At 54.9% G+C, this 24,201-nt stretch carries 25 protein-coding genes and 1 other RNA gene; 16 read left to right on the top strand and 10 right to left on the bottom strand.

What is annotated here, in order from left to right:
- Positions 1-12: 12 nt before the first annotated feature.
- The 3 genes from JEM67_RS21530 to smpB all read right to left on the bottom strand — a co-directional run bounded on the left by JEM67_RS21530 (position 13) and on the right by smpB (position 2,311).
- Complete coding sequence (locus tag JEM67_RS21530; RefSeq protein ID WP_199636868.1) at positions 13-1,206, bottom strand: integrase domain-containing protein; 1,194 nt, start codon at positions 1,204-1,206, stop codon at positions 13-15.
- A gap of 192 nt (positions 1,207-1,398) precedes the next feature.
- Positions 1,399-1,779, bottom strand: a transfer-messenger RNA (tmRNA) gene (ssrA, locus tag JEM67_RS21525).
- Positions 1,780-1,828: 49 nt separating this feature from the next.
- On the bottom strand, positions 1,829-2,311 hold the full coding sequence (gene smpB, locus JEM67_RS21520; RefSeq protein WP_004953643.1) for an SsrA-binding protein SmpB: 483 nt from the start codon (positions 2,309-2,311) through the stop codon (positions 1,829-1,831).
- Between the two features lie 161 nt (positions 2,312-2,472).
- On the opposite strand from smpB, the gene JEM67_RS21515 reads away from it, so the two are divergent.
- Together JEM67_RS21515 and JEM67_RS21510 are read left to right on the top strand one after the other, a co-directional pair.
- Positions 2,473-2,907 carry a type II toxin-antitoxin system RatA family toxin gene (locus JEM67_RS21515; protein WP_197721716.1) on the top strand — a complete coding sequence of 145 codons (435 nt, stop codon included), beginning with the start codon at positions 2,473-2,475 and terminating at the stop codon, positions 2,905-2,907.
- On the top strand, positions 2,900-3,184 hold the full coding sequence (locus tag JEM67_RS21510) for an RnfH family protein (protein ID WP_126484682.1): 285 nt from the start codon (positions 2,900-2,902) through the stop codon (positions 3,182-3,184). Before JEM67_RS21515 ends, JEM67_RS21510 begins: the two co-directional genes overlap by 8 nt.
- A gap of 114 nt (positions 3,185-3,298) precedes the next feature.
- On the opposite strand, the gene bamE is transcribed toward JEM67_RS21510, so the two are convergent.
- The 3 genes from bamE to nadK form a co-directional block, all read right to left on the bottom strand.
- The gene (bamE, locus tag JEM67_RS21505; RefSeq protein WP_199636871.1) at positions 3,299-3,637 is read right to left on the bottom strand and encodes an outer membrane protein assembly factor BamE; all 339 of its coding nucleotides are present in this window, start codon (positions 3,635-3,637) and stop codon (positions 3,299-3,301) included.
- Positions 3,638-3,998: 361 nt separating this feature from the next.
- Positions 3,999-5,660, bottom strand: a complete 1,662-nt coding sequence (gene recN / locus JEM67_RS21500) for a DNA repair protein RecN (protein ID WP_199636873.1) — start codon at positions 5,658-5,660, stop codon at positions 3,999-4,001.
- 86 nt (positions 5,661-5,746) lie between these two features.
- On the bottom strand, positions 5,747-6,625 hold the full coding sequence (gene nadK / locus JEM67_RS21495; protein WP_199636875.1) for an NAD(+) kinase: 879 nt from the start codon (positions 6,623-6,625) through the stop codon (positions 5,747-5,749).
- Between the two features lie 124 nt (positions 6,626-6,749).
- On the opposite strand from nadK, the gene grpE reads away from it, so the two are divergent.
- On the top strand, positions 6,750-7,322 hold the full coding sequence (gene grpE, locus JEM67_RS21490) for a nucleotide exchange factor GrpE (protein ID WP_006318487.1): 573 nt from the start codon (positions 6,750-6,752) through the stop codon (positions 7,320-7,322).
- Positions 7,323-7,384: 62 nt separating this feature from the next.
- Here grpE and ung read toward each other — a convergent pair whose 3' ends face one another.
- A complete protein-coding gene (ung, locus tag JEM67_RS21485; protein WP_013814190.1) occupies positions 7,385-8,068 on the bottom strand; it encodes a uracil-DNA glycosylase in 684 nt (227 codons plus the stop codon).
- 348 nt (positions 8,069-8,416) lie between these two features.
- Here ung and grcA point away from each other — a divergent pair, with 348 nt between their 5' ends.
- The 3 genes from grcA to JEM67_RS21470 all read left to right on the top strand — a co-directional run bounded on the left by grcA (position 8,417) and on the right by JEM67_RS21470 (position 10,698).
- Positions 8,417-8,800 (top strand): autonomous glycyl radical cofactor GrcA, encoded by a 384-nt coding sequence (gene grcA, locus JEM67_RS21480; RefSeq protein ID WP_013814189.1) that lies wholly within the window; start codon positions 8,417-8,419, stop codon positions 8,798-8,800.
- Between the two features lie 187 nt (positions 8,801-8,987).
- Entirely contained in the window at positions 8,988-9,950 is a 963-nt protein-coding gene (locus JEM67_RS21475) for a DUF2974 domain-containing protein (RefSeq protein ID WP_199636877.1), read from the top strand.
- On the top strand, positions 9,943-10,698 hold the full coding sequence (locus tag JEM67_RS21470) for an ankyrin repeat domain-containing protein (protein ID WP_199636878.1): 756 nt from the start codon (positions 9,943-9,945) through the stop codon (positions 10,696-10,698). The genes JEM67_RS21475 and JEM67_RS21470 overlap by 8 nt, the downstream gene beginning before the upstream one ends.
- Positions 10,699-10,757: 59 nt before the next feature.
- On the opposite strand, the gene srmB is transcribed toward JEM67_RS21470, so the two are convergent.
- Complete coding sequence (gene srmB / locus JEM67_RS21465) at positions 10,758-12,083, bottom strand: ATP-dependent RNA helicase SrmB (protein WP_006327386.1); 1,326 nt, start codon at positions 12,081-12,083, stop codon at positions 10,758-10,760.
- Positions 12,084-12,182: 99 nt separating this feature from the next.
- On the opposite strand from srmB, the gene trmN reads away from it, so the two are divergent.
- Positions 12,183-12,965 carry a tRNA(1)(Val) (adenine(37)-N(6))-methyltransferase TrmN gene (gene trmN / locus JEM67_RS21460; RefSeq protein ID WP_233527756.1) on the top strand — a complete coding sequence of 261 codons (783 nt, stop codon included), beginning with the start codon at positions 12,183-12,185 and terminating at the stop codon, positions 12,963-12,965.
- 28 nt (positions 12,966-12,993) lie between these two features.
- On the opposite strand, the gene nadB is transcribed toward trmN, so the two are convergent.
- A complete protein-coding gene (gene nadB / locus JEM67_RS21455) occupies positions 12,994-14,595 on the bottom strand; it encodes an L-aspartate oxidase (protein ID WP_199636880.1) in 1,602 nt (533 codons plus the stop codon).
- 214 nt (positions 14,596-14,809) lie between these two features.
- Between nadB and rpoE the strand changes: the two genes are divergently transcribed.
- Genes rpoE through rseC form a run of 4 tightly spaced genes read left to right on the top strand, consistent with a single transcriptional unit; the run spans position 14,810 to position 17,501 of the window.
- Positions 14,810-15,385 carry an RNA polymerase sigma factor RpoE gene (gene rpoE / locus JEM67_RS21450; protein ID WP_004929136.1) on the top strand — a complete coding sequence of 192 codons (576 nt, stop codon included), beginning with the start codon at positions 14,810-14,812 and terminating at the stop codon, positions 15,383-15,385.
- Positions 15,386-15,415: 30 nt separating this feature from the next.
- Positions 15,416-16,069 (top strand): anti-sigma-E factor RseA, encoded by a 654-nt coding sequence (gene rseA / locus JEM67_RS21445; RefSeq protein WP_013814183.1) that lies wholly within the window; start codon positions 15,416-15,418, stop codon positions 16,067-16,069.
- Positions 16,069-17,028: a sigma-E factor regulatory protein RseB gene (gene rseB / locus JEM67_RS21440; RefSeq protein ID WP_013814182.1), complete on the top strand. Its 960-nt coding sequence runs from the start codon at positions 16,069-16,071 to the stop codon at positions 17,026-17,028. The genes rseA and rseB overlap by 1 nt, the downstream gene beginning before the upstream one ends.
- Positions 17,025-17,501 (top strand): SoxR-reducing system protein RseC, encoded by a 477-nt coding sequence (rseC, locus tag JEM67_RS21435; protein WP_013814181.1) that lies wholly within the window; start codon positions 17,025-17,027, stop codon positions 17,499-17,501. The genes rseB and rseC overlap by 4 nt, the downstream gene beginning before the upstream one ends.
- Here rseC and JEM67_RS21430 read toward each other — a convergent pair.
- Positions 17,498-18,337, bottom strand: coding sequence for a hypothetical protein (locus JEM67_RS21430; protein WP_199636881.1), 840 nt, complete (start codon positions 18,335-18,337; stop codon positions 17,498-17,500). The two genes, rseC and JEM67_RS21430, sit on opposite strands and share 4 nt — an antisense overlap.
- A 541-nt stretch (positions 18,338-18,878) precedes the next feature.
- Here JEM67_RS21430 and lepA point away from each other — a divergent pair.
- The 5 genes from lepA to recO all read left to right on the top strand — a co-directional run bounded on the left by lepA (position 18,879) and on the right by recO (position 24,196).
- The gene (gene lepA / locus JEM67_RS21425; RefSeq protein ID WP_006318464.1) at positions 18,879-20,678 is read left to right on the top strand and encodes a translation elongation factor 4; all 1,800 of its coding nucleotides are present in this window, start codon (positions 18,879-18,881) and stop codon (positions 20,676-20,678) included.
- A 32-nt stretch (positions 20,679-20,710) separates the two neighbouring features.
- Positions 20,711-21,688, top strand: a complete 978-nt coding sequence (gene lepB, locus JEM67_RS21420; protein ID WP_013814179.1) for a signal peptidase I — start codon at positions 20,711-20,713, stop codon at positions 21,686-21,688.
- A 182-nt stretch (positions 21,689-21,870) separates the two neighbouring features.
- Positions 21,871-22,551 (top strand): ribonuclease III, encoded by a 681-nt coding sequence (gene rnc, locus JEM67_RS21415; protein WP_004953587.1) that lies wholly within the window; start codon positions 21,871-21,873, stop codon positions 22,549-22,551.
- A complete protein-coding gene (era, locus tag JEM67_RS21410; RefSeq protein WP_013814178.1) occupies positions 22,548-23,456 on the top strand; it encodes a GTPase Era in 909 nt (302 codons plus the stop codon). The genes rnc and era overlap by 4 nt, the downstream gene beginning before the upstream one ends.
- Positions 23,457-23,464: 8 nt before the next feature.
- Positions 23,465-24,196, top strand: a complete 732-nt coding sequence (recO, locus tag JEM67_RS21405) for a DNA repair protein RecO (protein ID WP_013814177.1) — start codon at positions 23,465-23,467, stop codon at positions 24,194-24,196.
- The last annotated feature ends 5 nt before the right edge of the window (positions 24,197-24,201 follow it).

The raw sequence follows: 24,201 nt of genomic DNA, 5'->3' as shown, positions 1-24,201 counted from the left end.
TCTCCTTATTACTCACATGTTTTTTCTGCAAAACATCCCCCACCAATCCATCAATTCTTTTCGATGCTCTAAATAACTTGATCTATTGTATGCTCTTCGCACCTCATTTTTATCGTTATGAGCAAGTGCAGCTTCTATTACATCAGCATTAAACTCTGCCTCATTCATAGCAGTACTAGCTATAGATCTCAACCCATGGGCAACGAGTTTTCCGCCATATCCAATACGTTTTAAGGCAGCATTTGCTGTTTGGCTGTTCATGGGGTTACGTGGGTTATTGCGACTGGGGAATACGTACTGACGATTACCACTGATTGGGCGCATGATTTCCAGCAGCTCTAAAGCTTGTTCTGACAACGGGACGATATGGTCGCGCTTTGACTTCATTCGTTCTGCAGGAATACACCACTGCGTATTCTCTATATCGATCTCGGCCCATGCGGTTGCGGATGCTTCTGCTGGACGTATTAGTGTCAGCAACTGCCACTCAAGCAAGCAGCGGGTAGGGATTGATAGATTACTCATCGAGATTGTGCGCATTAGCTTAGGCAATTCCTCGGGCCGTATAGTCGGCATATGCTGCTTCTTAGGCCGTTCGAATGCGTTACCAATACCAGAGGCCGGGTTAGCATCAATCAAGCCAGTGTTGACGGCGTAGATCATGATTTCGTTGATGCGTTGCACCAAACGCCGGACTGTCTCTAATGCGCCACGGGCTTTGATAGGCTCCAACACTTGGATCAGCAAACGCGCTTTGATGTCCTGAACCGGGACATTCTCGATAGATGGCAGTATGTCTTTCTCAAGAGAACGCCAGATGTCCTCCGCATGCTTAGCGCTGACGCTGGCCTGTTTCAATGCGAACCACTGTTTTGCCACGTTCAGGAAAATGCTTTCTTGGGCTACCTGTTTCTGTTCTGCTTCTTCTGCCTCTTTAGCCTGCGGGTCAATGCCTCTCGCCAGTATAGCGAGCTTTTCGGCACGCATTTGCCGGGCATCAGCAAGTGATAGGGCAGGGTAGGCACCAAGGCTAACCATTGTTCGTGAACTGGTTCCGGGGCGGAGGTAGCGGAAACGCCACAACTTCTTACCGGTGGTTTTAACTAACAGGAACAGGCCGTCACCATCATGCAGGGTGAGGTCTTTCTCAATGGCTTTGGCTTTTTGTACTTCAGTATGTGTGAGGGGGCGTGTAGTCCGCGCCATACAAGGGTTCTTCCATAATTGGTATACGTTTATGGCATACATTTTAACGTATACCTAAACGTATACCAATAAATCCCGGATTTAGCTGGATGTTCTCGGACTACTACAGACACAAAAAAGCCCGCAAACCTAGGTGGGATGCGGGCTTTCCGTACTTCTCCGGACTTATCTGGTAATATCCGGATCATCATTTGGTGGAGCTGGGGGGATTTGAACCCCCGTCCGGAATTACTACACCGTCGGCACTACATGCTTAGTCCAATCATTACATTCGCCGGTCAGCTGCGGATGGACACGCCACTAACAAACTAGCCTGATTGGGTTTAACGCTTCAGCCCCAGGCAGGACATCCACGCGATCTCTTTTGGGTTTGACCTCTCTTGATCCCCGTCCTAAGAGCGGAGGCTAGGGAGAGAGGGAATCTTCAGTTTCTTAGGCTGATTAAGCTGCTAAAGCAGCAGATTCGAATTGCGAGTCGTTTGCAATTATTTTTTTTGCGGCTTTTTACGAGGCCAACCGCCCCTCGGCATGCTCCTAAGGCCTCACAATCCCGTCGAATCCAGAATCAGCCCCAAGTAACTTTGTTCAGTATACCAGAAGTTTAAGCCGTTAAGCCAGAGGCTTATCGGTTGGCATGCTTCATGATACGGGATTTCGCCGTCTGCCATTCACGATCTTTGATGTCATCGCGTTTATCGTGTTCTTTCTTGCCTTTGGCTACGCCGATCTTGATCTTGGCCCAGGCATTTTTCCAATACATGGACAAGGCAACCACGGTGTAGCCGTCGCGGTTTACGCGGCCGAGCAGTGAGTCCAGCTCACGTTTTTTCAGCAGCAATTTACGGGTACGTGTCGGATCGCATACCACATGCGACGAGGCTACGTTGAGCGGTGAGACGGTGGCCCCAAACAGATAGGCTTCACCATCGCGAAAGGTCACGTAGCTGTCGCTAATGTTGGCTTTGCCGGCACGCAGCGATTTTACTTCCCACCCTTGCAGCGACAGGCCCGCCTCGAACTCTTCTTCAATGAAGTATTCGAAACGCGCTCGCTTGTTCTGCGCAATGGTGGCGGAACCGGGTTTGTGTGCTTTTTTCTTTGTCATAGTTTGTTCATTATACTGGATGATTCGACGAAAGAAATCCTTTACCGCTCAGCACCTGCGCAATTTTTCGCATTTTTGGCCCTCGCGTTGCATAGCAGATTTTTTGTTTGGCGATAGATAAATGGTATTATCTGTATGTTTTGTGTCTCACAGGAAATGATATGCCCCAGATCAGTCGGTCTGCGTTAGTGCCGTTCAGCGCCGAGCAGATGTATCAGTTGGTTAACGATGTTCACTCTTACCCCGATTTTCTGCCAGGTTGTACCGGCAGCCGGGTGATTGACGCGTCCAGCAATCAAATGACCGCCGCGGTTGACGTTGCCAAAGCCGGTATCAGCAAAACCTTCACTACGCGCAACACGCTGCAGGATAACCAGAGTATCAATATGCAACTGGTTGATGGCCCGTTCCGCAAGCTGATGGGGGGCTGGCAGTTTACGCCGCTGAGCCCGGAAGCCTGTAAGGTTGAGCTGCACCTGGATTTTGAATTTACCAACAAACTGATCGAGCTGGCGTTCGGCAAGGTATTCAAAGAGCTGGCCGGTAATATGGTGCAAGCCTTCACCCAGCGGGCGAAAGAGGTTTACAGTGTCTGATATTCGGGTGGAGGTGGTTTACGCCTTGCCGGAGCGTCAGTATCTGCGCAAGGTTACGCTGGCGGAAGGCAGCAGCGTTGAACAGGCTATTATGGCCTCCGGGCTGCTGGAACTACGTGGTGACATTGATTTGCAAAGCAATAAGGTGGGCATCTACAGCCGCCCGGCCAAGTTGGGTGATGTGCTGAACGATGGCGACCGGGTAGAAATTTACCGCCCCCTGATTGCCGACCCTAAAGAGTTGCGTCGGCAACGGGCAGAGAAAGCAAAAAAATAAGGCGCTGAATGCGCCTTATTTTTTATCAGAATTTTATCTTCCGAGTTGCAGCCTGTTACTGTCATGAAGAACCTGAATCGCCCCTCACGGGCCGGACGATAGCTCCTGCGCTGATTACTGGGTCAGTGCCGGTTTGTTCTGAATATCGGTCAACACGCCCGCGCTATCAAAGGTCAGCGTCAGGGTTTGCTGGGTGATATCTTCATGGCCAGGTTGCTGGCGGAATACATAGAACCACGTCTGAGTACCGAACGGATCCTGTAACATTGGGGTACCCAATGTATAAGCGACCTGTTGCTGGGTCATACCTTTTTGGATTTTAGCCACGTCGGTCGACGTCAGGTAGTTCCCTTGGTTGATGTCAGGCCGATAAACCACTTTCTCAAAAGTAGAACAGCCTGCAGTCAGCATCACAAGAACCACAGCGGCAGCAGCCAGCGTTTTACAGCGCATAGTAATCACATTCCTTTAGGGCATAGGATGCCGATGATAATAGACCTTGCAGCAGTTGGAAACCTTTATACCCTTCATCTTTCAAGTTGTAGCGGCGTTGCCTTCCCTCACTCACCCCAGTCACTTAGTTGACTAAGCTCCTGGAGATTCTCTCGGTTGCCGCTTTGCTACAGCTTGAAATCTATTGGGTGTACCCTTCATCTTTCAAGTTGTAGCGGCGATGACTTCCCTCTCACGCTCCAGTCACTCAGTTGACTAAGTGCCTGGAGGATGGGGCGGTTGTCGCCTTGCCGCACCTTGAAATCTGCCAGGTAAACAGCGCCAAAGTCAGACCTCAGAAAAGTGAAAAAGTTGAGCTTTTTTATGCGGCCAGCAGTTCTTTTGCGTTTGCCAGTGTGTTGCGGGTGACTTCACTGCCGCCAAGAAGGCGTGCCAACTCCTGCAAACGGGCACGTTTATCCAGCGGCGACATCTGCGTTTCGGTTTCCGTGCCGTCGGTCTGCTTGCTGACAAACAGATGCTGATGCCCGCACCCCGCGACCTGCGGCAGGTGGGTGACGCACATGACCTGCGTTGACTCCCCTAGCTGGCGAAGCAGGCGGCCCACAATGGCGGCGGTCGGGCCACTGATACCCACGTCCACTTCGTCGAAAATCAGCGCCGGGGTTTCCATCTTGCGGGCAGTGATGACCTGAATCGCCAGCGCGATGCGTGACAATTCGCCGCCGGACGCCACTTTAGCCAGCGCCTGCAATGGTTGACCCGGGTTGGTGGATACGCAGAACTCGGTGCGGCTTGCCCCTTCGGCGCTCAAATATTGGGGCTCGAAGCGCACATCGATGTTGAATTTGCCGTGTGGCATAGAGAGCGCCTGCATGCTGTCGGTAATCAGCGTGGTCAGTTCGGCGGCGTAATGCTGGCGTTTTTGGTGCAGTTGCTCCGCCAGAACCAGCGCCTGCTGATGGTGCAGGGTGACCGCTTCGTTAAGGTGCTTGTGGTCGCTTTCCTGTTGCGACAGCAATTGTTGCTCATCCAGCAACTGCTGGTGTAGCTGCGGCAGTTCCTCTGGCGCCACGTGATGCTTACGCGCCAGGTTGATTTGCCGCGACAGGCGCTGTTCCAGTTCATGCAGGCGGTTGGGATCGAGGTCCATGCGATCGGCATAGTGGCGCAGTTCATCGCTGGCCTCGCTGATTTGTATTGAGGCTTCTTCCAGCATGTTCAGCAGTTCGCCCAGTTTTTCATCCATGCTGACCAGTTCGACCAGCAGGTGTTTGGCGGTGTAAAGCTGGCTGAGCATGTTGTGTTCTTCATCATCGGCCAGCAATTGCAGCGTTTGCTGGCTAATGGTCAGCAACTGGCCGCTGTTGGCCAGGCGCTTGTATTCCGCGTCTGTTTGTTCAAATTCACCGGCCTGCGGGGCGAACTCATTCAGCTCTTTCAACTGATATTGCAGCAGCTGTTTGCGCGCGTCACGCTCGAGGGACTGTTGCTGGTGGTGCGCCAGTTCGCGGCAGCTTTGGTGCCAGCGCTGGTAAGCTTGTTGCATTTGCGCCAGCAGGGCAGGTTCGTCTGCATAGGCGTCCAGCAGCTGTTTTTGATGCTCGGGTTTGAGCAACAGCTGATGAGCATGCTGGCCGTGGATTTGAATCAGGCGTTGGCCAAGTTCGCGCAGTTGCGAAAGCGGCACGGCGGTGCCATTGATAAAGCCGCGCGAGCGGCCGTCTGCGTTGATCACCCGGCGCAGCAAGCACTCATTGCTGTCGTCCAGTTGGTTCTGCTCAAGCCATTGGCGGGCTGAGGGAGTATCCGCCAGCGAGAAGCGCGCGCAGATATCGGCACGGGCGGCCCCCAGGCGCACCACATTGCCGTCGGCGCGGTTGCCGAGGCACAGGCCCAGCGCGTCGATGGCGATGGATTTGCCGGCGCCGGTTTCACCGGTAATCGCCGTCATACCCGGTTGAAAATCAATCTCCAACTCACGAACGATAGCAAAATTGCTGATGGTCAATTGCGCCAGCATGGGAACCTTCCTGTGTATAAACACATAACTGTAGTTTCATACAGTATAAACTGGTTTTATATACAGTAAAGTAGCTGGCGACGTTTTTAGAACAATTTTTTTGACCAGCCGAGCTTTGTGCTTAACGTATTGAAATAGCTGTAGTCCTTTGGATGAATAAGATTCAAATGAAAATCACTGCGGCGTATCAATACCTCTTCGCCTTCCTGGATAGGCAGCGCGATCTGGCTGTCGCAGCTGATTTCCAGATCGCTGCCGATCTGCGAAAACTTCAGCCGAATGGTGCTGTTGCCGTTGATCACCAGCGGGCGGGCGGAAAGGGTGTGCGGGAACATCGGCACCAGCGCAATGGCCTCCAGCGAAGGCGTCAGGATCGGCCCGCCGGCGGAGAGCGAGTAGGCGGTCGACCCGGTCGGCGTGGCGATAATCAGCCCGTCGGAACGTTGCGAGAAGGCGAAACGATCGTCGATGTACACTTCGAACTCGATCATGTGCGCCACTTTGCCGGGGTGCAGCACCACTTCGTTGATGGCGGTGCTGATGCGGCACTGCTGGTTCTCTTTGTGCACGATGGTTTCCAGCAAGAAGCGCTGTTCATCGATGTATTCGCCTTCCAGCACGTCGGCCAATTGCTGCAACGCGTTGTCGGGGTCGAGATCGGTCAAAAATCCGAGGTTACCGCGGTTTACGCCGATCACTTTAATATCGTAACGCGCCAACACGCGCGCCGCGCCGAGCATATTGCCGTCACCGCCGACCACCACGGCCAGGTCGGCTTTCTGGCCAATGTCTGCCAGGCTGCCGGTCACGACGTCTTTCAGGCCCAAATCCTGGGCTATCTGCCGTTCGAGCATCACCGAGTAGCCTTGGGCGACCAACCAGTGAAACAACATCTCATGCGTTGCCAGCGCTGAAGGGTGGCGCGGGTGACCCACAATGCCAATACAGGCGAATTTCTTATTCATTGCTGTGATTTTCCTCACCGGGACGAGTTTATGCCCCACATTGTGACCGGTTGACTTGAAACCCCGGTTTTGATCCCCATAATAAGCCAAGTTGCGAGATTAATGCTAAAACGCGGAGATATTCATGAGTAGTAAAGAACAGAAGACGCCAAACGAGCAAGTCTCGGAAGAAATGGACCAGCAGGAAGTCTTGCCGGAAGTGGCTGAGGGCGTCGATCTGCGGGATGCGCGCATTGCCGAGCTGGAAGCTCAGTTGGCTGAATCCCAGCAGCATGAACGCGACAGCCTGCTACGCGCCAAAGCGGAAATGGAAAACGTTCGCCGCCGTACCGAGCTGGATATCGAGAAAGCGCACAAATTTGCGCTGGAGAAATTTGCTGGCGACTTGCTGCCGGTGATTGATAATCTGGAACGCGCGCTGGATCTGGCGGATAAAAACAATCCAGAACTGACGGCAATGATCGAAGGCATCGAACTGACGCTGAAATCCTTGCAAGACGCAGTGAGCAAGTACGGTATCGAAATCGTTGGCGACATCAACGTGCCGTTCAACCCGGACGTGCACCAGGCGATGAGCCTGATGGAGTCTGCCGATCACCAGCCGAACCACGTAATGATGGTGATGCAGAAAGGCTATACGCTGAATGGCCGCCTGCTGCGCCCGGCGATGGTTGCGGTTTCCAAAGCCAAGGCTTAAGCGGAATTAAGTAAAGAAAAGGCACCTGCGGGTGCCTTTTTTGCGTCTGGGCTCTGTCTGAGTTATGCCTGCGGCAGTTGCGGCAGCCAGTCGATAGGTTTCAGCCCCTGTTGTTCCAGCAGTTGATTGGCCTGCGAGAAATGGCGACAACCGAGGAAGCCGCGGTGGGCCGAGAGCGGCGAAGGATGCGGCGCTTTCAGCACGTGGTGGCGCTTGCTGTCGATAATGTTGCCTTTCTTTTGGGCATGCGAGCCCCATAGCAGAAACACCACGCCTTCGCGGTTGTCATTCAGTGCGGCGATCACTCTATCCGTAAAGGTTTCCCAACCCAGTTTGGCGTGGGAATGCGCCTGGCCGCGTTCAACGGTCAATACCGTGTTCAGCAGCAACACGCCCTGTTCCGCCCAGCTTTGCAGGCAGCCGTGGCTTGGCCGCTCAAATCCCGGGATATCCGTCGCCAATTCTTTATACATGTTGACCAGCGAAGGGGGAGCCGGCACGCCGGGAAGCACCGAGAAAGAAAGGCCGTGGGCCTGATTCGGGCCGTGATAAGGATCCTGGCCGAGGATCACCACTTTCACGTCCGCTAGTTCGGTATAGCGGAAGGCGTTGAATACGTCTTTTTGTGGTGGATAAATGGTCTTACCGGCCTGGCGTTCAGCGGCAACAAAGGCAAGCGTTTCATGAAAATAGGGTTGCTCTTTTTCCTTGCCGATGACGTCATGCCAGGTGAGGGAGGTAGACATAAACGCTCTCCTTTGTTTTCGTTAACAATTCACTGACCATAGCTTACCGTTTACCTTCACGCAGCGAAACCCGCTTTTGCCTTTACGAGGGCTGCCCCTGTACGCGTATTTTTTAAAATTTACAAAAATAACGGTTCTCGGCGGAATGGGGAAAATTGACGTAAAACAGAAACTTGCCCTTTCATTATGTATGGATAACCCATAAAAATTGATTTTAATCAAAGAATTGCTCCGACTTGACTGGTATACAGAACAATAAGACAACAATGGTTTTACCAAATGGCCGAAACCAACATTGAATTTTCTCGCGAAGTAGAATTTTTTTCGTCCTTGTACGGAGGCAACAAAATGATTACTGGTATTCAAATCACTAAAGCGAACGACCAGGCGCTGGTGAACTCTTTCTGGCTGCTGGATGATGAAACGTCAGAAGCCCGCTGCGTTTGCGCTAAAGCCAACTATGTCGAAGATCAGGTTGTGCCGGTCAACGATCTGGGCCAGATCGAGTACCGTGAAGTGCCGCTGGAAATGCAGCCAACCGTGCGTGTAGAAGGTGGCCAACACCTGAACGTGAACGTACTGCGCCGCGAGACGCTGGAAGATGCGGTCAAGCACCCGGAAAAATACCCGCAGCTGACCATTCGCGTGTCCGGTTATGCGGTACGTTTCAACTCGCTGACGTCAGAACAGCAACGTGACGTGATCGCACGTACTTTTACCGCCAGCCTGTAATGACCTGCGCAGTCACTGAGGGAGCTTCGGCTCCCTTTTTTATTGCTCGCCGACCGGTAAAGTGAATCCGGATCACATTCCTCGCAAAGATAATCGTCTGCATTACAGAACGGCTCCGACCTGCCGATAGCTACTCTGGCACCCGTATCGGGTGCGGCATTGATAAGCCTATCGACAAGGAGTCGGCATGAGTATGTCTTTGAGTTTTACCTCTGCGGTTAACCCTGCGACCATTCAATCCCCTGTAGCGCGTGTGGCACTGCAACCGGTGAGTTCATCGGAGCCCGTTGAATCACCGGCAGCCGGGGCCGCTGCGGCCACGCTTTCACCGAATAACCTGAATACCCGAAACCTGCTGAACGCTCTGGTGAGCGATATGTCGGCTGCCGCGCCGGCCGCGACACCCCTGGGGGTAACGCGCGGCCAGCAGCCACAACAGGGAGATTATACGCTCGCGTTGCTGGCCAAAGACGTTTACAGCCTGAACGGCCAGGGTGTGGAAGGATTCAACCGCCTGAGCGACAGCGCGTTGCTCGGCGCGGGTATTGATCCCGCCAGTTTGCATGATGCGGCGTCGGGTTTTCAGGCCGGTATCTATAGCGACAACCAACAGTATGTCCTGGCCTTTGCCGGCACCAATGATATGCGCGATTGGCTGAGCAATGTGCGGCAGGCGACCGGTTACGATGATGTGCAGTACAATCAGGCTGTCGCGGTAGCTAAAGGCGTCAGGGCGGCGTTTGGTGATGCGCTGGTGATTGCCGGTCATTCTCTCGGCGGTGGGCTGGCGGCAACGGCGGCGCTGGCGACCGGTACTGTAGCGGTCACTTTCAACGCGGCGGGCGTTTCTGACTATACGTTGAACCGTATGAGCATCGATCCGACGGCGGCTAAGCAGGATGCGCAAGCCGGCGGTATTCGCCGCTACAGCGAACAATACGACATGCTGACCGGAACACAGGAATCCACTTCGCTGATCCCGGATGCCATCGGGCATAAAATTACCCTGGCCAATAACGATACCTTGAGCGGCATTGACGACTGGCGACCGAGTAAACATGTGGATCGCAGCTTGACCGCACATGGCATTGATAAGGTCATCAGTTCGATGGTGGAGCAAAAGCCGTGGGAGATGAAGGTCAATGCCTGAAAGGCGTGGGGTTCGGCAGACGTTGATTATCACCGTGCTGGCGCTGATAGTGGTCACCGGCTTGCTGATTATGGCTAAGGAACAACAGATGAATCAGTCTATTTCCCCGTTCACCGGGCGCGGTAATCAGGCGTTGGCGCAGGCGGTGATGCGCGGTGATACGCAGGGCATCGTCGAACAGGCAACACGGCCGCGTTTGAGTGAGCAGGGCGATCGCCAAGTCACGCTGCCTCAATGGGCGATTCTGTCGCAGCAACCGCAAAGCCTAAGCTCGCTGCTGGAGCTGGGGGCGGATGTCGCCGTGGCGGGGCTGGAGGGGAACAGCGTGCTGCATACCGCCGCAACGGTGCAGGATCCGCAGTATTTACGGCTGCTGCTGGCGCATGGCGTGCCGGTTAACCTGCGCAATACGATGACCGGCGCGACGCCGCTGTCCGCTGCGGTGCTGGCGGGGCGCGAGGAGCAATTGCGGTTGCTGCTGGCAGCCGGGGCGGATACCACGTTGAGTGACAGGCTGGGGGATGCGCCTTTGCATGTGGCAGCGAAAATCAATGCGCCGCAGTTGGCGTTGATGTTGCTGCAGGCGGGGGCGGACGGTAAAGCCCGTAACCGGCAAGGCCAGACCTTCCAGTTCTATTTCTCACTGACGCCTGCACACCTGCAGAGTGAAGAGATGCGCGATCGTTATCGGCAACTGGATGTCTGGTTAAAATCCCATCACCAGGCGACGCATTACGCACCGCCGTAATGGGGCATAAAAAAACGCCTTCAGGTGAGTGAAGGCGTTTTTTATTCACAGCGGCAGCATTACTTCGCGCCGTTGCTCTCAGGCTTGGCCTTTGGCTGGCGACGTTTGCCCACGTTTTTCGCATCGCGATGACGTACTTTCACCTTGGCTTTTTCTTTGTTCTTTTCTTTGTCTTCCGCACGCTTGGCCAGCACCTTCTTCGAAGGTTTGCCGTTGCTCTTTTCGCTCGGCACTTTGGTTGACGGACGCAGTTCATCGATCACACGCGCTTTCAGCGGTTCGTTCAGGTAACGGCCCACTTTGCCCAACAGCAGGTGATCGTGCGCTTCAACCAGCGAAATCGCGGTACCTTTGCGCCCAGCGCGGCCGGTGCGGCCAATGCGGTGCAGATAGGTGTCCGCAGTACGCGGCATGTCGAAGTTGAACACGTGGGTGATATCCAGGATATCCAGACCACGGGCGGCAACATCGGTGGCGACCAGCACGTTGACGCGGCCGTCCATCATGCGTTTTACCGCTTCGTTGCGCTTGGCCTGCACCATTTCGCCTTCGAGATAGCAGGTGTTGATGCCTGCCTCGCGCAGCCAAGCCGCCAGTTCGTGCACGCGCTCGCGTTTACGGACGAAGATCACGGATTTCAGCACGTCCGGCTGTTGCAGCAAATGCACCAGAATGGCGGTTTTATGCTGCACGTCGTCGGCACGGTAGTACCACTGCAGGATCTTTTTGCGTTCGCGGCGTGAAGGGTCGGCTTCAATTTCCACTGGCTCTTTCAGAATACGCTCGGCGAATTCGCGGATGGCATCGCCTTCCAGCGTTGCGGAGAACAGCAGGGTCTGGTTGCGCCAGCGGGTTTCGGCGGAAATGGTTTCGATATCCTGCGCGAAGCCCATGTCCAGCATGCGGTCGGCTTCATCGAGGATCAGCGTTTCTACCGCGCGGCAGTCGAAGTTTTCTTCTTTGATGTATTGCAGCAGACGACCGGTGGTGGCGACCACCACGTCCTGGTTTTCGCTGAAGACTTCCGCGTGGTTCATATAGGCGACGCCGCCGGTGATGGTAGCGATATCCAGCGAAGTATGGGCAGCCAGTTCACGTGCCTGGTCGGCTACCTGCATCGCCAGTTCGCGCGTCGGGGTGAGGATCAGTACGCGCGGTGGGCCGGACTTCTTGCGTGGAAAGTCCAGCAGATGCTGCAATACCGGCAGCAAAAATGCGGCGGTCTTGCCGGTGCCGGTTGGCGCCGAACCCAATACGTCGCGCCCATCCATCGCAGGTGGGATAGCCTCGGCTTGAATGGCGGTCGGGCGTTCGTAGCCTTTATCGCTCAGGGCTTTTATCAGGCGTTCATCGAGATCGAGTTCGGAAAAATTGGTTGCTGTCATGGTCTACCTCTACTTGGGGCGCCGATTATAGACGGGTTGGCCGCGTTCTTCACCTATTTAAGCGGAAAGCAGCTCTTTTCCCACAAATCAGATTGCCTTATGCTACGCCAGTTTTGTATCCAGGTGGTTATTGTGAGCAATCAATCGAAAGCAAATTTTACCCCGCGTCGCGGCGGTTTTACCTTCAAACAATTTTTTGTTGCTCACGATCGTTGCGCAATGAAAGTGGGTACCGACGGCTTGCTGCTCGGCGCCTGGGCACCGCTGGCGCAGGCGCGGCGGGTGCTGGATATCGGCAGCGGCAGTGGGCTTATTGCGCTGATGCTGGCGCAAAGATCGGCCGATAACGTACTGATCGATGCGGTGGAGTTGGACGAGGCCGCCGCCGAACAAGCGCGTGACAACGTGCTGGAATCCCCGTGGCCGCAGCGCATTCGGGTGCATGCGCAGGATATTCACCATTTTGCCCGGCATCATGCGGGTGAGTATGATCTGATCGTCAGCAACCCGCCGTATTTCGAGCCGGCGGTCGCCTGCCGCGATCAGGCGCGCCACAATGCACGCTATACCGAAACCCTGACTCACGATGCCTTGCTGGTCAGCGCTGAGCAACTGATCGCTGAGCGGGGCGCTTTTTGCGTGGTGCTGCCGCATGATATTGGTGAGGCATTTGAAAGTAATGCGCACCGGCGTGGCTGGCATACTGCGCAGCGATTGAGCGTCAGCGACCGTGCCGATACGCCGCTGCACCGGGTGTTGTTGGTGCTGACGCGTCAGCCGGCCGAAGAAAAAACAGAGCAAAGCCTGGCGATTAAACAGGCCGACGGTAGTTACACCGATGATTTCCGTCGCCTGATTACCGATTTTTATCTTTTTTACTGACACCGCCAGGGCGCCCCGGCGGTGTCAATCATGGTTGCAGTATGGTCGGCAGCGCTTCCGGCAACATATCCGGATAGTCCAGCGTATAGTGCAGCCCGCGGCTTTCTTTGCGTTCCATGGCGCTGCGGACGATCAGTTCCGCCACCTGCACCAGGTTACGCAGCTCCAGCAGATTGTTGGAAATACGGAAGTTGGCATAGTACTCATCGATTTCGGCCTGCAGCGTATTGATGCGGCGCAGCGCGCGCTCCAGTCGTTTGGTGGTGCGCACGATCCCGACATAGTCCCACATAAATAGTCGCAGCTCATGCCAGTTGTGCTGAATCACCACCCGCTCATCCGCATCGTCTACACGGCTTTCATCCCACTGCGGCAACTGTTTCGCCAGCTTGATAAACGGCAGGCGCAGTTTGATGTCCTCCGCCGCCGACCAGCCGTAGACCAGGCATTCCAGCAGCGAGTTGGATGCCATGCGGTTGGCGCCGTGCAGGCCGGTGTAACTGACTTCGCCAATGGCGTAAAGCCCGTCCAGATCGGTACGGCCGTGCTGATCGACCATGACGCCGCCGCAGGTATAATGCGCGGCGGGCACGATAGGGATCGGTTGTTTTGTCAGATCGAAGCCCAGCGTCAGCAATTTCTCATGGATCATCGGGAAGTGCTGGGTAATGAATTCAGCCGGTTTATGGCTGATATCCAGATACATGCAATCCGCACCCAGGCGTTTCATTTCGTGGTCGATGGCGCGCGCTACAATATCGCGCGGTGCTAGTTCGCCCCGCGGGTCAAAATCGGGCATAAAGCGGCTGCCGTCCGGCCGTTTCAGATAGGCGCCTTCGCCACGCAGCGCTTCGGTCAGCAGGAAATTGCGCGCCTGCGGGTGGAACAGGCAGGTCGGGTGGAACTGGTTAAATTCAAGGTTGGCGACCCGACAGCCGGCGCGCCAGGCCATGGCGATACCATCCCCGGACGAGATGTCTGGATTGGTGGTGTACTGATACACCTTGGCTGCCCCGCCGGTGGCCAGCACTACTGTTTTGGCGCGGTAGGTTTCCACCTGCTCCAGCTCACGGTTCCAGACATAGGCGCCGACCACGCGGCGGGTGCCCGGCAGGCCGATTTTGTTCGAGGTGATCAGATCGACCGCGTTACGGCGCTCCATCACGCAAATATTAGGGTGGGTGCTTGCTTTCCCTACCAGGGTGGTCTCTACTTCTTTACCTGTAGCATCGGCGGCATGCAGAATACGGCGGTGGCTGTGCCCCCCCTCACGCGTCAGGTGGTAATGTTCCTCGCCCTGAGCATTGACTTCGGTGTCGAACAATACGCCCTGATCGATAAGCCATTGCACGCAGTAGCGCGCATTGCCGGCGATAAACTCAACGGCGTCCTTGTCACATAGGCCGGCTCCGGCAATCAAAGTGTCATCAACGTGTGAGGCAATACTGTCCGTCTCATCGAAAACCGCGGCGATCCCGCCTTGGGCATAAAATGTGGCGCCTTCGTTGAGCGGCCCCTTGCTGAGTACAGTAACCTTGCAATGCTGCGCCAGGCGCAGAGCCAGTGACAAGCCCGCAGCACCGCTGCCGACGATCAAGACATCGCTAACATGTTCAGATGATGGTTGCATAACGTATGATGTGTGCAGAAGAAGAGTGAAATTCATGTTAGCCTAATTGTCCGGGCAAAAGCCACGGATTGGATGACATCAACAGAAAAAACAATGGCGATACGGAACTTCGTGTTCTGTATGAACTCCAAGCGAGTGCTTGCTCAGGAAAATAATGTATGGCTGGCAGTACAATTTTACGCGTGGAGACGGATTTGGGGAGAATTTACCTCGGATGAGCGAGCAGTTAACGGATCAAGTTCTGGTTGAGCGGGTCCAAAAAGGCGATCAGAAATCGTTTAACTTACTGGTAGTGCGTTACCAGCATAAGGTTGCGAGCCTGGTTTCCCGATATGTACCGCAGGGCGATGTGCCCGATGTGGTGCAGGAGTCGTTTATTAAAGCCTATCGCGCACTGGAATCATTCCGTGGGGATAGCGCTTTCTATACCTGGTTGTATCGAATTGCCGTGAACACGGCAAAGAATTATCTGGTTGCTCAGGGGCGTCGTCCGCCATCCAGCGATGTGGATGCCAACGATGCTGAAAATTACGAAAGTGCGGGAGCACTGAAAGAAATTTCGAACCCTGAGAACTTAATGTTGTCAGAAGAGCTGAGACAGATAGTTTTCCGTACCATTGAGTCTCTCCCCGAGGATCTTCGCATGGCGATTACCCTGCGGGAGCTGGATGGTCTAAGCTACGAAGAGATAGCAGCCATCATGGATTGCCCGGTAGGAACCGTACGTTCGCGTATTTTCCGCGCCAGGGAGGCTATCGATAATAAAGTTCAACCGCTGATTCAACGTTAGCAATGGCGGACACAGGAAGGGTACTTAGGCATGCAGAAAGAAAAGCTTTCCGCTCTGATGGATGGAGAATCGCTCGACACTGAGCTGCTGAGCTCATTGTCAAATGACAGATCGCTTCAACAAACCTGGCAGAGCTATCACCTGATACGTGACACACTACGGGGTGATATCGGACAAGTAATGCATCTCGATATCGCAGATCGTGTTGCTGCTGCACTTGAGAAAGAACCCGCACGTCTGGTTCCTTCAGCAGTACCGGAGTCTCAGCCGCAACCGCACACCTGGCAGAAAATGCCGTTCTGGGACAAAGTGCGTCCCTGGGCCAGCCAGATCACTCAGATTGGCATGGCCGCCTGTGTTTCGTTGGCGGTGATTGTAGGCGTACAGCACTACAATCAACCGGCAGCGCAGTCTGGCGCAGCTGAATCACCGGCGTTCAACACCCTGCCGATCATGGGACAGGCGTCACCGGTTAGCCTCGGCGTTCCGGCAGACAGTTTCTCCACCGGCAGCGGGCAACAGCAGCAGGTGCAGGAACAGCGCAAGCGTATTAACGCCATGCTGCAGGATTATGAATTGCAACGCCGTTTGCATTCCGATCAGCTGCAGCTTGAGCAAAGCAACCCACAACAGGCTGCCGTTCAGGTTCCCGGAACCCAGTCTTTAGGAATGCAACAGCAGTAATGAAGCAACTTTGGTTCTCCGTCTGTCTATTGACGGGCAGCCTGCTCTATTCAAGCATCGCCCCGGCGCAGCCCACTGCGTCCGGGGCGTTGTTACAACAGATGAGCAGTGCCAGCCGTTCACTCAATTACGAACTCGCCTATATCAGCATCAGCAAGCAGGGGATTGAGTCGCTGCGTTACCGCCATGCGGTAATCGACAAGCAGCCACTGGGTCAACTTTTGCATATGGATGGGCCGCGCCGTGAAGTATTGCAACGCGGTGAGGGCATCAGCTATTTTGAGCCAGGTCTGGAGCCCTTCACGCTGTCTGGCGATCATATCGTCGATGCGTTGCCGGCTATCGTCTACGCCGATTTTGACCGCCTGGCGAAATATTACGATTTCATCTCTGTCGGCAGCACCCGAATCTCCGATCGTCCCTGCGAGGTGATCCGTGTGGTTGCGCGTGATGGTTCGCGCTACAGCTATATTGTCTGGATGGATGTGGATACCAAGCTGCCGCTGCGGGTGGATTTACTCGATCGCGATGGCGAAACGCTGGAGCAATATCGGGTGATTTCGTTTGTGGTGGGGCCGGAAGTGCAAGGCGTGATGCAGGGGCTGATCAAGGCTAATCTGCCGCCTTTGCTGTCGCTTCCTGCGGTAGATAACGTCAAACTGGGCTGGAGCACCGGCTGGTTGCCGGCCGGTGTGGATGAAGTGGCGCGTAATCGCCGTAAACTGCCGAACGTGACCGAACCTGTCGAGACGCGGCTATACAGCGATGGTCTGTTCAGCTTCTCGGTCAACGTCAGCCCTGCGGGCAGCGGTGCCGGTCAGCAGTATTATCGCCAAGGGCGGCGTACTATTCAGACTGAAGTGCGTAACGGCAACGAGATCACCATCGTTGGCGAACTGCCGCCGGCGACGGCTAAGCGTATCGCTGACAGTATTTCCTTCAAGGTGTCACCACAATGATGAAAGAGTGGGCCACGGTGGTTTCGTGGCAACAGGGCGTGGCGCTGCTGCGCTGCGAACCCAAAGCCGGCTGCGGCAGTTGCAATGCCCGTTCGGGCTGTGGCGCGCGCGCGTTGAACGAACTGGTGCCGGAAACCGAACATCAGTTGCAGGTGCGTATCGAGCAGCCGCTTGAGCCGGGCCAGCGGGTTGAAGTGGGTATCGCCGAGGGCAGCCTGCTGCGTTCGGCTATGCTGGTCTATCTGACGCCTTTGCTGGGTATGATGCTAGGAGGGAGTCTGCTGCAATACTGGCTGGGCACCGATGCCTCTGCGGCGCTCGGCGCGCTGCTTGGCGGTGGCGCGGCCTTTATGTTGGCGCGTAGCCTGGCGCACCGCCTCGGCGAACAGGCGAATTACCAACCTGTCGTTCTGCAAATCGGTTTGCCGCCTGGGGCCATGCGCCTGCAGACGGACAGTGAACCCCTGCGCTAAAACTGCTGCCGCGTCATCGCCGGATTATGATAGGCGGGGATGCGGTTGTAGATCATATGCTCCAGCAGCGCCATAAACAGATCGGCACTGAGCAGCGAAAAATACCCGACCGTAAACAGCGCCTTGCCCTGATTATCCAGCAGGCGGATGATGCCGCGCTGCGTGTTATTCTCCAGCGTGCGGATCTGCTCAATCGGAATACTCTCCTGCGGCGTGATCAGCGCCGTAGCGCTCAGCCGCAGCGTTTGGGGCGTTTGCTTCCTGCGATTGCCAGGCAGTAAATGGTTCAGCCAGAGGGTACTGCAATTCAGATAGCTAAACGATAGCACTTCACCCTGATAAAGCGCATTCAGCGCCTGTGGTCCACGCAGTTGGATTTGTTGGCTGATAATGACATCGGCCAACCGCCAGGAATGGGACAGATTGCTGAACACTGTGCACCAGGGTTGTTCGGCAGTAGTACGAAATGCCATCACGTTGCACAGCCCGCCAAACAAGCGCCCACCGCGAAAACGATAAATATCGCCAATTTTTTCAAAAGGGATAAACCGTTCTTTGTGGCTATGGTCATTAATCACCCGAACGCCGTGCTCATACAGGCGATAAGTCAGCGTTGGCCGCAGGTAGTGGCGCAACGCCAGCAGACTACCGCCGAGTAAAATAGTGGCTGCGCCGGTTTGCAGCAAGGTCAGTACCGCATTTTCATCCATGTTGCTCAGCAGCGGCAGCAACAGCAGCGCCGCACCGACAGTTAACAGCAGCGCTGCCGCTGCCAGAATGCCCCAATTGACCTTGGAAAAATCGTGCCGGCTCAGCATTTGCCCTTTATCGATCATTATGCACCTTCCAATCAACGTACAGAGATATGCTGGTGAACTCCGGTGGGCATGCCGATGTAGTGCCCTGAATAATATTTTGTCGCGGAGTTCTGTCCCATTTCTATAGGAGGCGCCGAAGAGCGTATATGGGTATTTTCCGAAAGCCGACAGGGAGAAAGGCAATTCTAAGATGTTGATCCCATTATTATTTATTTCTGATTTAGGAAGGGGTTTATTGCGTTATCGACGGTTATGTATTAGCGCCGAAGATGAAGGTATGCGCAGTACATGATTTCCGTTGATTCGGTGGCGAAAGCAGTGGTTTTTCATTCATCGGCTTTTGTTAACATCTTCTTTCACAACCTGGAGCGCCGTGTAACACTAAAGTGCGCATAATAGAATGCCTTCACTGCACCGATCGCTAGGTTTTCAGTGTTGTGGCATGTAGAATGCTGCGATTCAGGCGGAAGACGGCCGAACCCATTCACTGTCGCTTTAGGTCCATACGGGTTTCTATAGGCGAGTAATTCAGAAATACCAAGGCAGAAAAACTTTTATAATGAAGCATATACGAAATTTCTCCATTATTGCCCATATTGACCACGGTAAGTCGACGCTGTCCGACCGTATTATCCAAATCTGCGGTGGCTTGAGCGAACGCGAAATGGCTGCGCAGGTGCTTGATTCTATGGATCTTGAGCGTGAGCGTGGCATTACCATCAAAGCGCAGAGCGTAACGCTGGACTACAAGGCGACAGACGGTCAAACCTATCAGCTCAACTTTATCGACACCCCAGGGCACGTTGACTTCTCCTACGAAGTTTCTCGTTCACTGGCTGCCTGCGAAGGCGCCCTGCTGGTGGTGGATGCCGGGCAGGGCGTAGAAGCTCAGACGCTGGCCAACTGTTACACCGCGCTGGATATGGATCTGGAAGTGGTGCCGGTACTGAACAAAATTGACCTGCCGGCCGCCGATCCCGATCGCGCCGCACAGGAAATTGAAGACATCGTTGGCATCGACGCTACCGATGCGGTCCGCTGCTCGGCCAAAACCGGCGTTGGCGTGCCAGAGGTTCTCGAACGCCTGGTACGTGACATCCCACCGCCGGAAGGCGATCCTGAAGCGCCGCTGCAGGCATTGATCATCGACTCCTGGTTCGACAACTATCTGGGCGTCGTTTCTCTTGTGCGTGTCAAGAACGGCACGATGCGCAAGGGCGACAAGATCAAGGTGATGAGCACCGGCCAGACTTATAACGCCGATCGCCTCGGGATCTTTACCCCGAAACGCGTCGATCGCGACGTGTTGAACTGCGGCGAAGTAGGTTGGCTGGTTTGCGCCATTAAAGACATCTTGGGCGCGCCGGTGGGCGATACCCTGACGCTGGCTCGTCAACCGGCAGACAAGGCGCTGCCAGGCTTCAAAAAAGTGAAGCCGCAGGTTTACGCAGGCCTGTTCCCGATCAGCTCGGACGATTATGAAGCCTTCCGCGACGCGTTGGGCAAACTGAGCCTGAACGACGCATCCTTGTTCTATGAGCCAGAGAGCTCCACCGCGCTGGGCTTCGGCTTCCGTTGCGGCTTCCTCGGCCTGTTGCACATGGAGATCATCCAGGAGCGTCTGGAGCGTGAATACGATCTGGAACTGATCACCACCGCCCCAACGGTAGTGTATGAAGTTGAAACCACCGGCAAAGAAACCATTTACGTCGACAGCCCATCCAAGCTGCCGCCGCTGAACAATATCATGGAGCTGCGCGAGCCGATCGCCGAGTGTCACATGCTGATGCCGCAGGAATTCCTGGGCAACGTAATCACGCTGTGTATCGAAAAACGCGGTGTACAGACCAACATGGTCTACCACGGCAACCAGGTCGCGCTGACCTACGAAATCCCGATGGCAGAAGTGGTGCTCGACTTCTTCGACCGTTTGAAATCCACCTCTCGCGGTTACGCGTCGCTGGATTACAACTTCAAACGTTTCCAGACGTCTGACATGGTGCGTGTCGACGTGCTGATCAACAACGAGCGCGTGGATGCGCTGGCGTTGATCACCCACCGCGACAACTCGCAGTACCGTGGTCGTGAGCTGGTGGAGAAGATGAAAGAGCTTATTCCGCGTCAGCAATTCGACATCGCGATTCAGGCCGCTATCGGCACTCATATCATCGCGCGTGCCACGGTGAAGCAGTTGCGTAAAAACGTTCTGGCTAAATGCTATGGCGGTGACGTGAGCCGTAAGAAGAAGCTGTTGCAGAAACAGAAGGACGGTAAGAAACGCATGAAGCAGGTCGGTAACGTTGAGTTGCCGCAAGAAGCGTTCCTGGCCATTCTGCACGTGGGCAAAGACAGCAAGTAACCGCGATAAGGTCGCGTAATTAGGGAGTTTGCATGGCGAATATGTTTGCCTTGATCCTGGCCATAGCCACATTGGTTACCGGGATCATATGGGCTTTTGAGCGCTTTAAATGGGCGCCGGCCCGCCGGGAGAAGATTGCGGCGGTGAATGCACAGGCTACGGGCGCCGTAGACGATAAAACGTTGGCGAAAGTGGCGAAGCAGCCAGGTTGGATCGAAACCGGCGCATCGGTTTTCCCGGTATTGCTGCTGGTGTTTGTGGTGCGTTCGTTTATTTACGAACCTTTCCAGATCCCATCAGGTTCAATGATGCCGACGTTGTTGATTGGCGATTTTATTCTGGTGGAGAAATATGCCTATGGCATTAAAGATCCGATTACCCAGACCACGCTAATTGAAACCGGTCATCCGAAGCGCGGCGATATTGCGGTATTTAAATATCCGCTGGATCCGAAGTTGGATTATATCAAACGTGTCGTGGGGCTACCGGGTGACCGGGTGTCTTACGATCCGGTTAATAAACGCGTGACCGTTCAGCCATCCTGTAATAACGGCCAGTCTTGCGATACCGCACTGGCGGTGACATACACCGATGCGCAACCAAGCGATTTTGTACAGATGTTCAGCCGCAGCGGCATGGGCGAAGCCAGCAACGGTTTCTACCAGATCCCATTGAGCGATAACGTGCCGCAGGGCGGTATCCGCCTGCGCGAGCGCCAGGAAACGCTGGGCACTGTCTCTCACCATATTCTGACCGTGCCGGGCACGCAGGATCAGGTGGGCGCTTACTACCAGCAGCCGGGTAAGCAACTGGCGGAATGGGTTGTGCCGGCGGGGCATTACTTCATGATGGGTGATAACCGCGACAACAGCGCCGACAGCCGTTATTGGGGCTTCGTACCGGAGAAAAATCTGGTGGGTAAAGCCACGGCTATCTGGATGAGTTTTGAAAAGCAGGAAGGTGAATGGCCAACCGGTGTAAGGTTTAGCCGTATCGGTGGAATTCATTAATCGCGAGCTTATAAACGCAGCATTATATTTCCACTCGTTGTAGAATACCTCCTCGAGCGATAAAAAGTTGGCTCCCTGTTGGGAGCCACTGCAAACGAAACAGCTTTGGATTGGCTTTCGGCGAAGCAGGCCTGTTCCGTATGCTGCAAGTTTTTGACGCATTCTTGATCTATTGGTAACTCATGAACCCCATCGTAATAAACAGGCTGCAGCGGAAGCTGGGCTACACTTTTCAACAGCAGGAGCTCTTACTGCAAGCGTTGACTCACCGTAGCGCCAGCAGTAAACACAATGAACGTCTTGAGTTTCTGGGTGACTCTATTCTTAGTTTTGTCATCGCCAATGCGCTCTACCATCGTTTTCCTCGCGTAGACGAGGGCGATATGAGCCGCATGCGTGCCACGCTGGTGCGCGGTAATACGCTGGCAGAGATGGCGCGCGAGTTCGACCTAGGCGAATGTCTGCGTCTCGGGCCGGGTGAGTTGAAAAGTGGTGGATTCCGCCGCGAATCAATCCTGGCGGATACGGTGGAGGCATTAATTGGCGGCGTGTTCCTGGATAGCGATATCCAAAACGTCGAACGACTGATTTTGGACTGGTATCGCAGCCGGTTGGACGAAATCAGCCCCGGTGATAAGCAGAAAGACCCGAAAACCCGCTTGCAGGAGTTTTTACAAGGTCGTCATCTGCCGTTGCCTTCTTATCTGGTGGTGCAGGTTCGCGGTGAGGCGCACGATCAGGAGTTTACTATCCACTGCCAGGTGAGTGGTTTGAGCGAACCTGTAGTAGGTACCGGCTCAAGCCGCCGTAAAGCCGAACAGGCAGCAGCGGAACAAGCGTTGAAAAAGCTGGAGCTTGAATGAGCGAAGAAAAACAATACTGTGGTTTTATTGCGATAGTCGGTCGTCCCAACGTGGGCAAATCCACGTTGCTCAACCAACTGCTGGGGCAAAAAGTCTCCATCACCTCGCGTAAACCGCAGACGACCCGTCACCGTATTATGGGTATCGACACCGATGGCGCCTATCAGGCTATTTACGTCGACACCCCGGGTCTGCATATCGAAGAAAAACGCGCCATCAACCGTTTGATGAATCGCGCGGCCAGCAGCTCAATCGGCGACGTAGAGCTGGTGATCTTCGTAGTAGAAGGCACTAACTGGACTGCCGACGATGAAATGGTGGTCAACAAGCTGCGCAGTCTGAAATGCCCGGTCCTGCTGGCGATCAACAAGGTCGACAACGTTACCGACAAATCCAAGCTGTTGCCGCACATTGCGTTCTTGAGCCAGCAGATGAATTTCCTCGACGTGGTGCCAATTTCTGCCGAAAAAGGCATGAATGTGGACACTATCGCCGCTATCGCGCGCAAGGTGCTGCCGGAAGCGGAACACCACTTCCCGGACGATTACATCACCGACCGCTCCCAGCGCTTTATGGCGTCGGAAATCATCCGCGAAAAGCTGATGCGTTTCCTGGGTGAAGAACTGCCTTACTCGGTTACGGTTGAGATCGAACAGTTTGTGCCGAACGAGCGGGGCGGTTACAACGTGCACGGGCTGATTCTGGTTGAGCGCGAAGGCCAGAAGAAAATGGTCATCGGCAACAAAGGCTCGAAGATCAAAACGATCGGTATCGAAGCTCGCCACGACATGGAACAGATGTTTGAAACCAAAGTGCATCTGGAACTGTGGGTGAAAGTGAAATCGGGCTGGGCGGACGACGAACGTGCGCTGCGTAGCCTGGGCTATACCGACGACCTGAAATAACCTCTCCAATGGACGGCTGGGAGCGCGCTTTCGTCCTGCATGGGCGACCGTACAGTGAAACCAGCCTGATGCTGGACATGTTCACGGAAGGCCATGGGCGGGTGCGCTTGCTGGCAAAAGGCGCGCGCAGCCGCCGCTCCAATCTAAAGGGGTGTCTGCAACCCTTTACTCCCCTGTTAGTGCGCTGGGGCGGCCGTGGCGAAGTGAAAACGCTGCGTAACGCCGAAGCGGTTTCCCTCGGTTTACCCCTTAGCGGCATGATGCTGTACAGCGGCCTGTACGTGAACGAACTGCTGTCGCGGGTGCTGGAGCAGGAAGCCAACTACTCGGTATTATTCTTCGATTACCTGCAATGTTTGCAGGCGCTGGCGGCGGAAGACATTTCCCCGGAGCAGGCGCTGCGCCAGTTCGAATTGGCATTGCTGAATCACCTGGGCTATGGTCTTGATTTCCTGCACTGCGCCGGCAGCGGCCAGCCGGTGGATGACGGTATGACCTACCGTTACCGCGAGGAAAAGGGCTTTATCGCCAGCCTGGTGGTGGACCATTACAGCTTTACCGGCCGCGAGCTGCGTGCGCTGGCAGAGCGTCAGTTCCCCGATGTGCAAACCTTGCGTGCCGCCAAGCGCTTCACCCGCATGGCGCTAAAACCCTATCTGGGCGGCAAACCGCTGAAGAGCCGCGAACTGTTTCGTCAGTTCGTTCGCAAGCAGCCGGATACGCCGGTCGACGACGCCTGACCTTT

It is taken from the genome of Serratia sp. PAMC26656 (assembly GCF_016469055.2).
GTDB lineage: Bacteria > Pseudomonadota > Gammaproteobacteria > Enterobacterales > Enterobacteriaceae > Serratia > Serratia plymuthica.
This window is presented reverse-complemented; position numbering and strand designations above follow the sequence as displayed.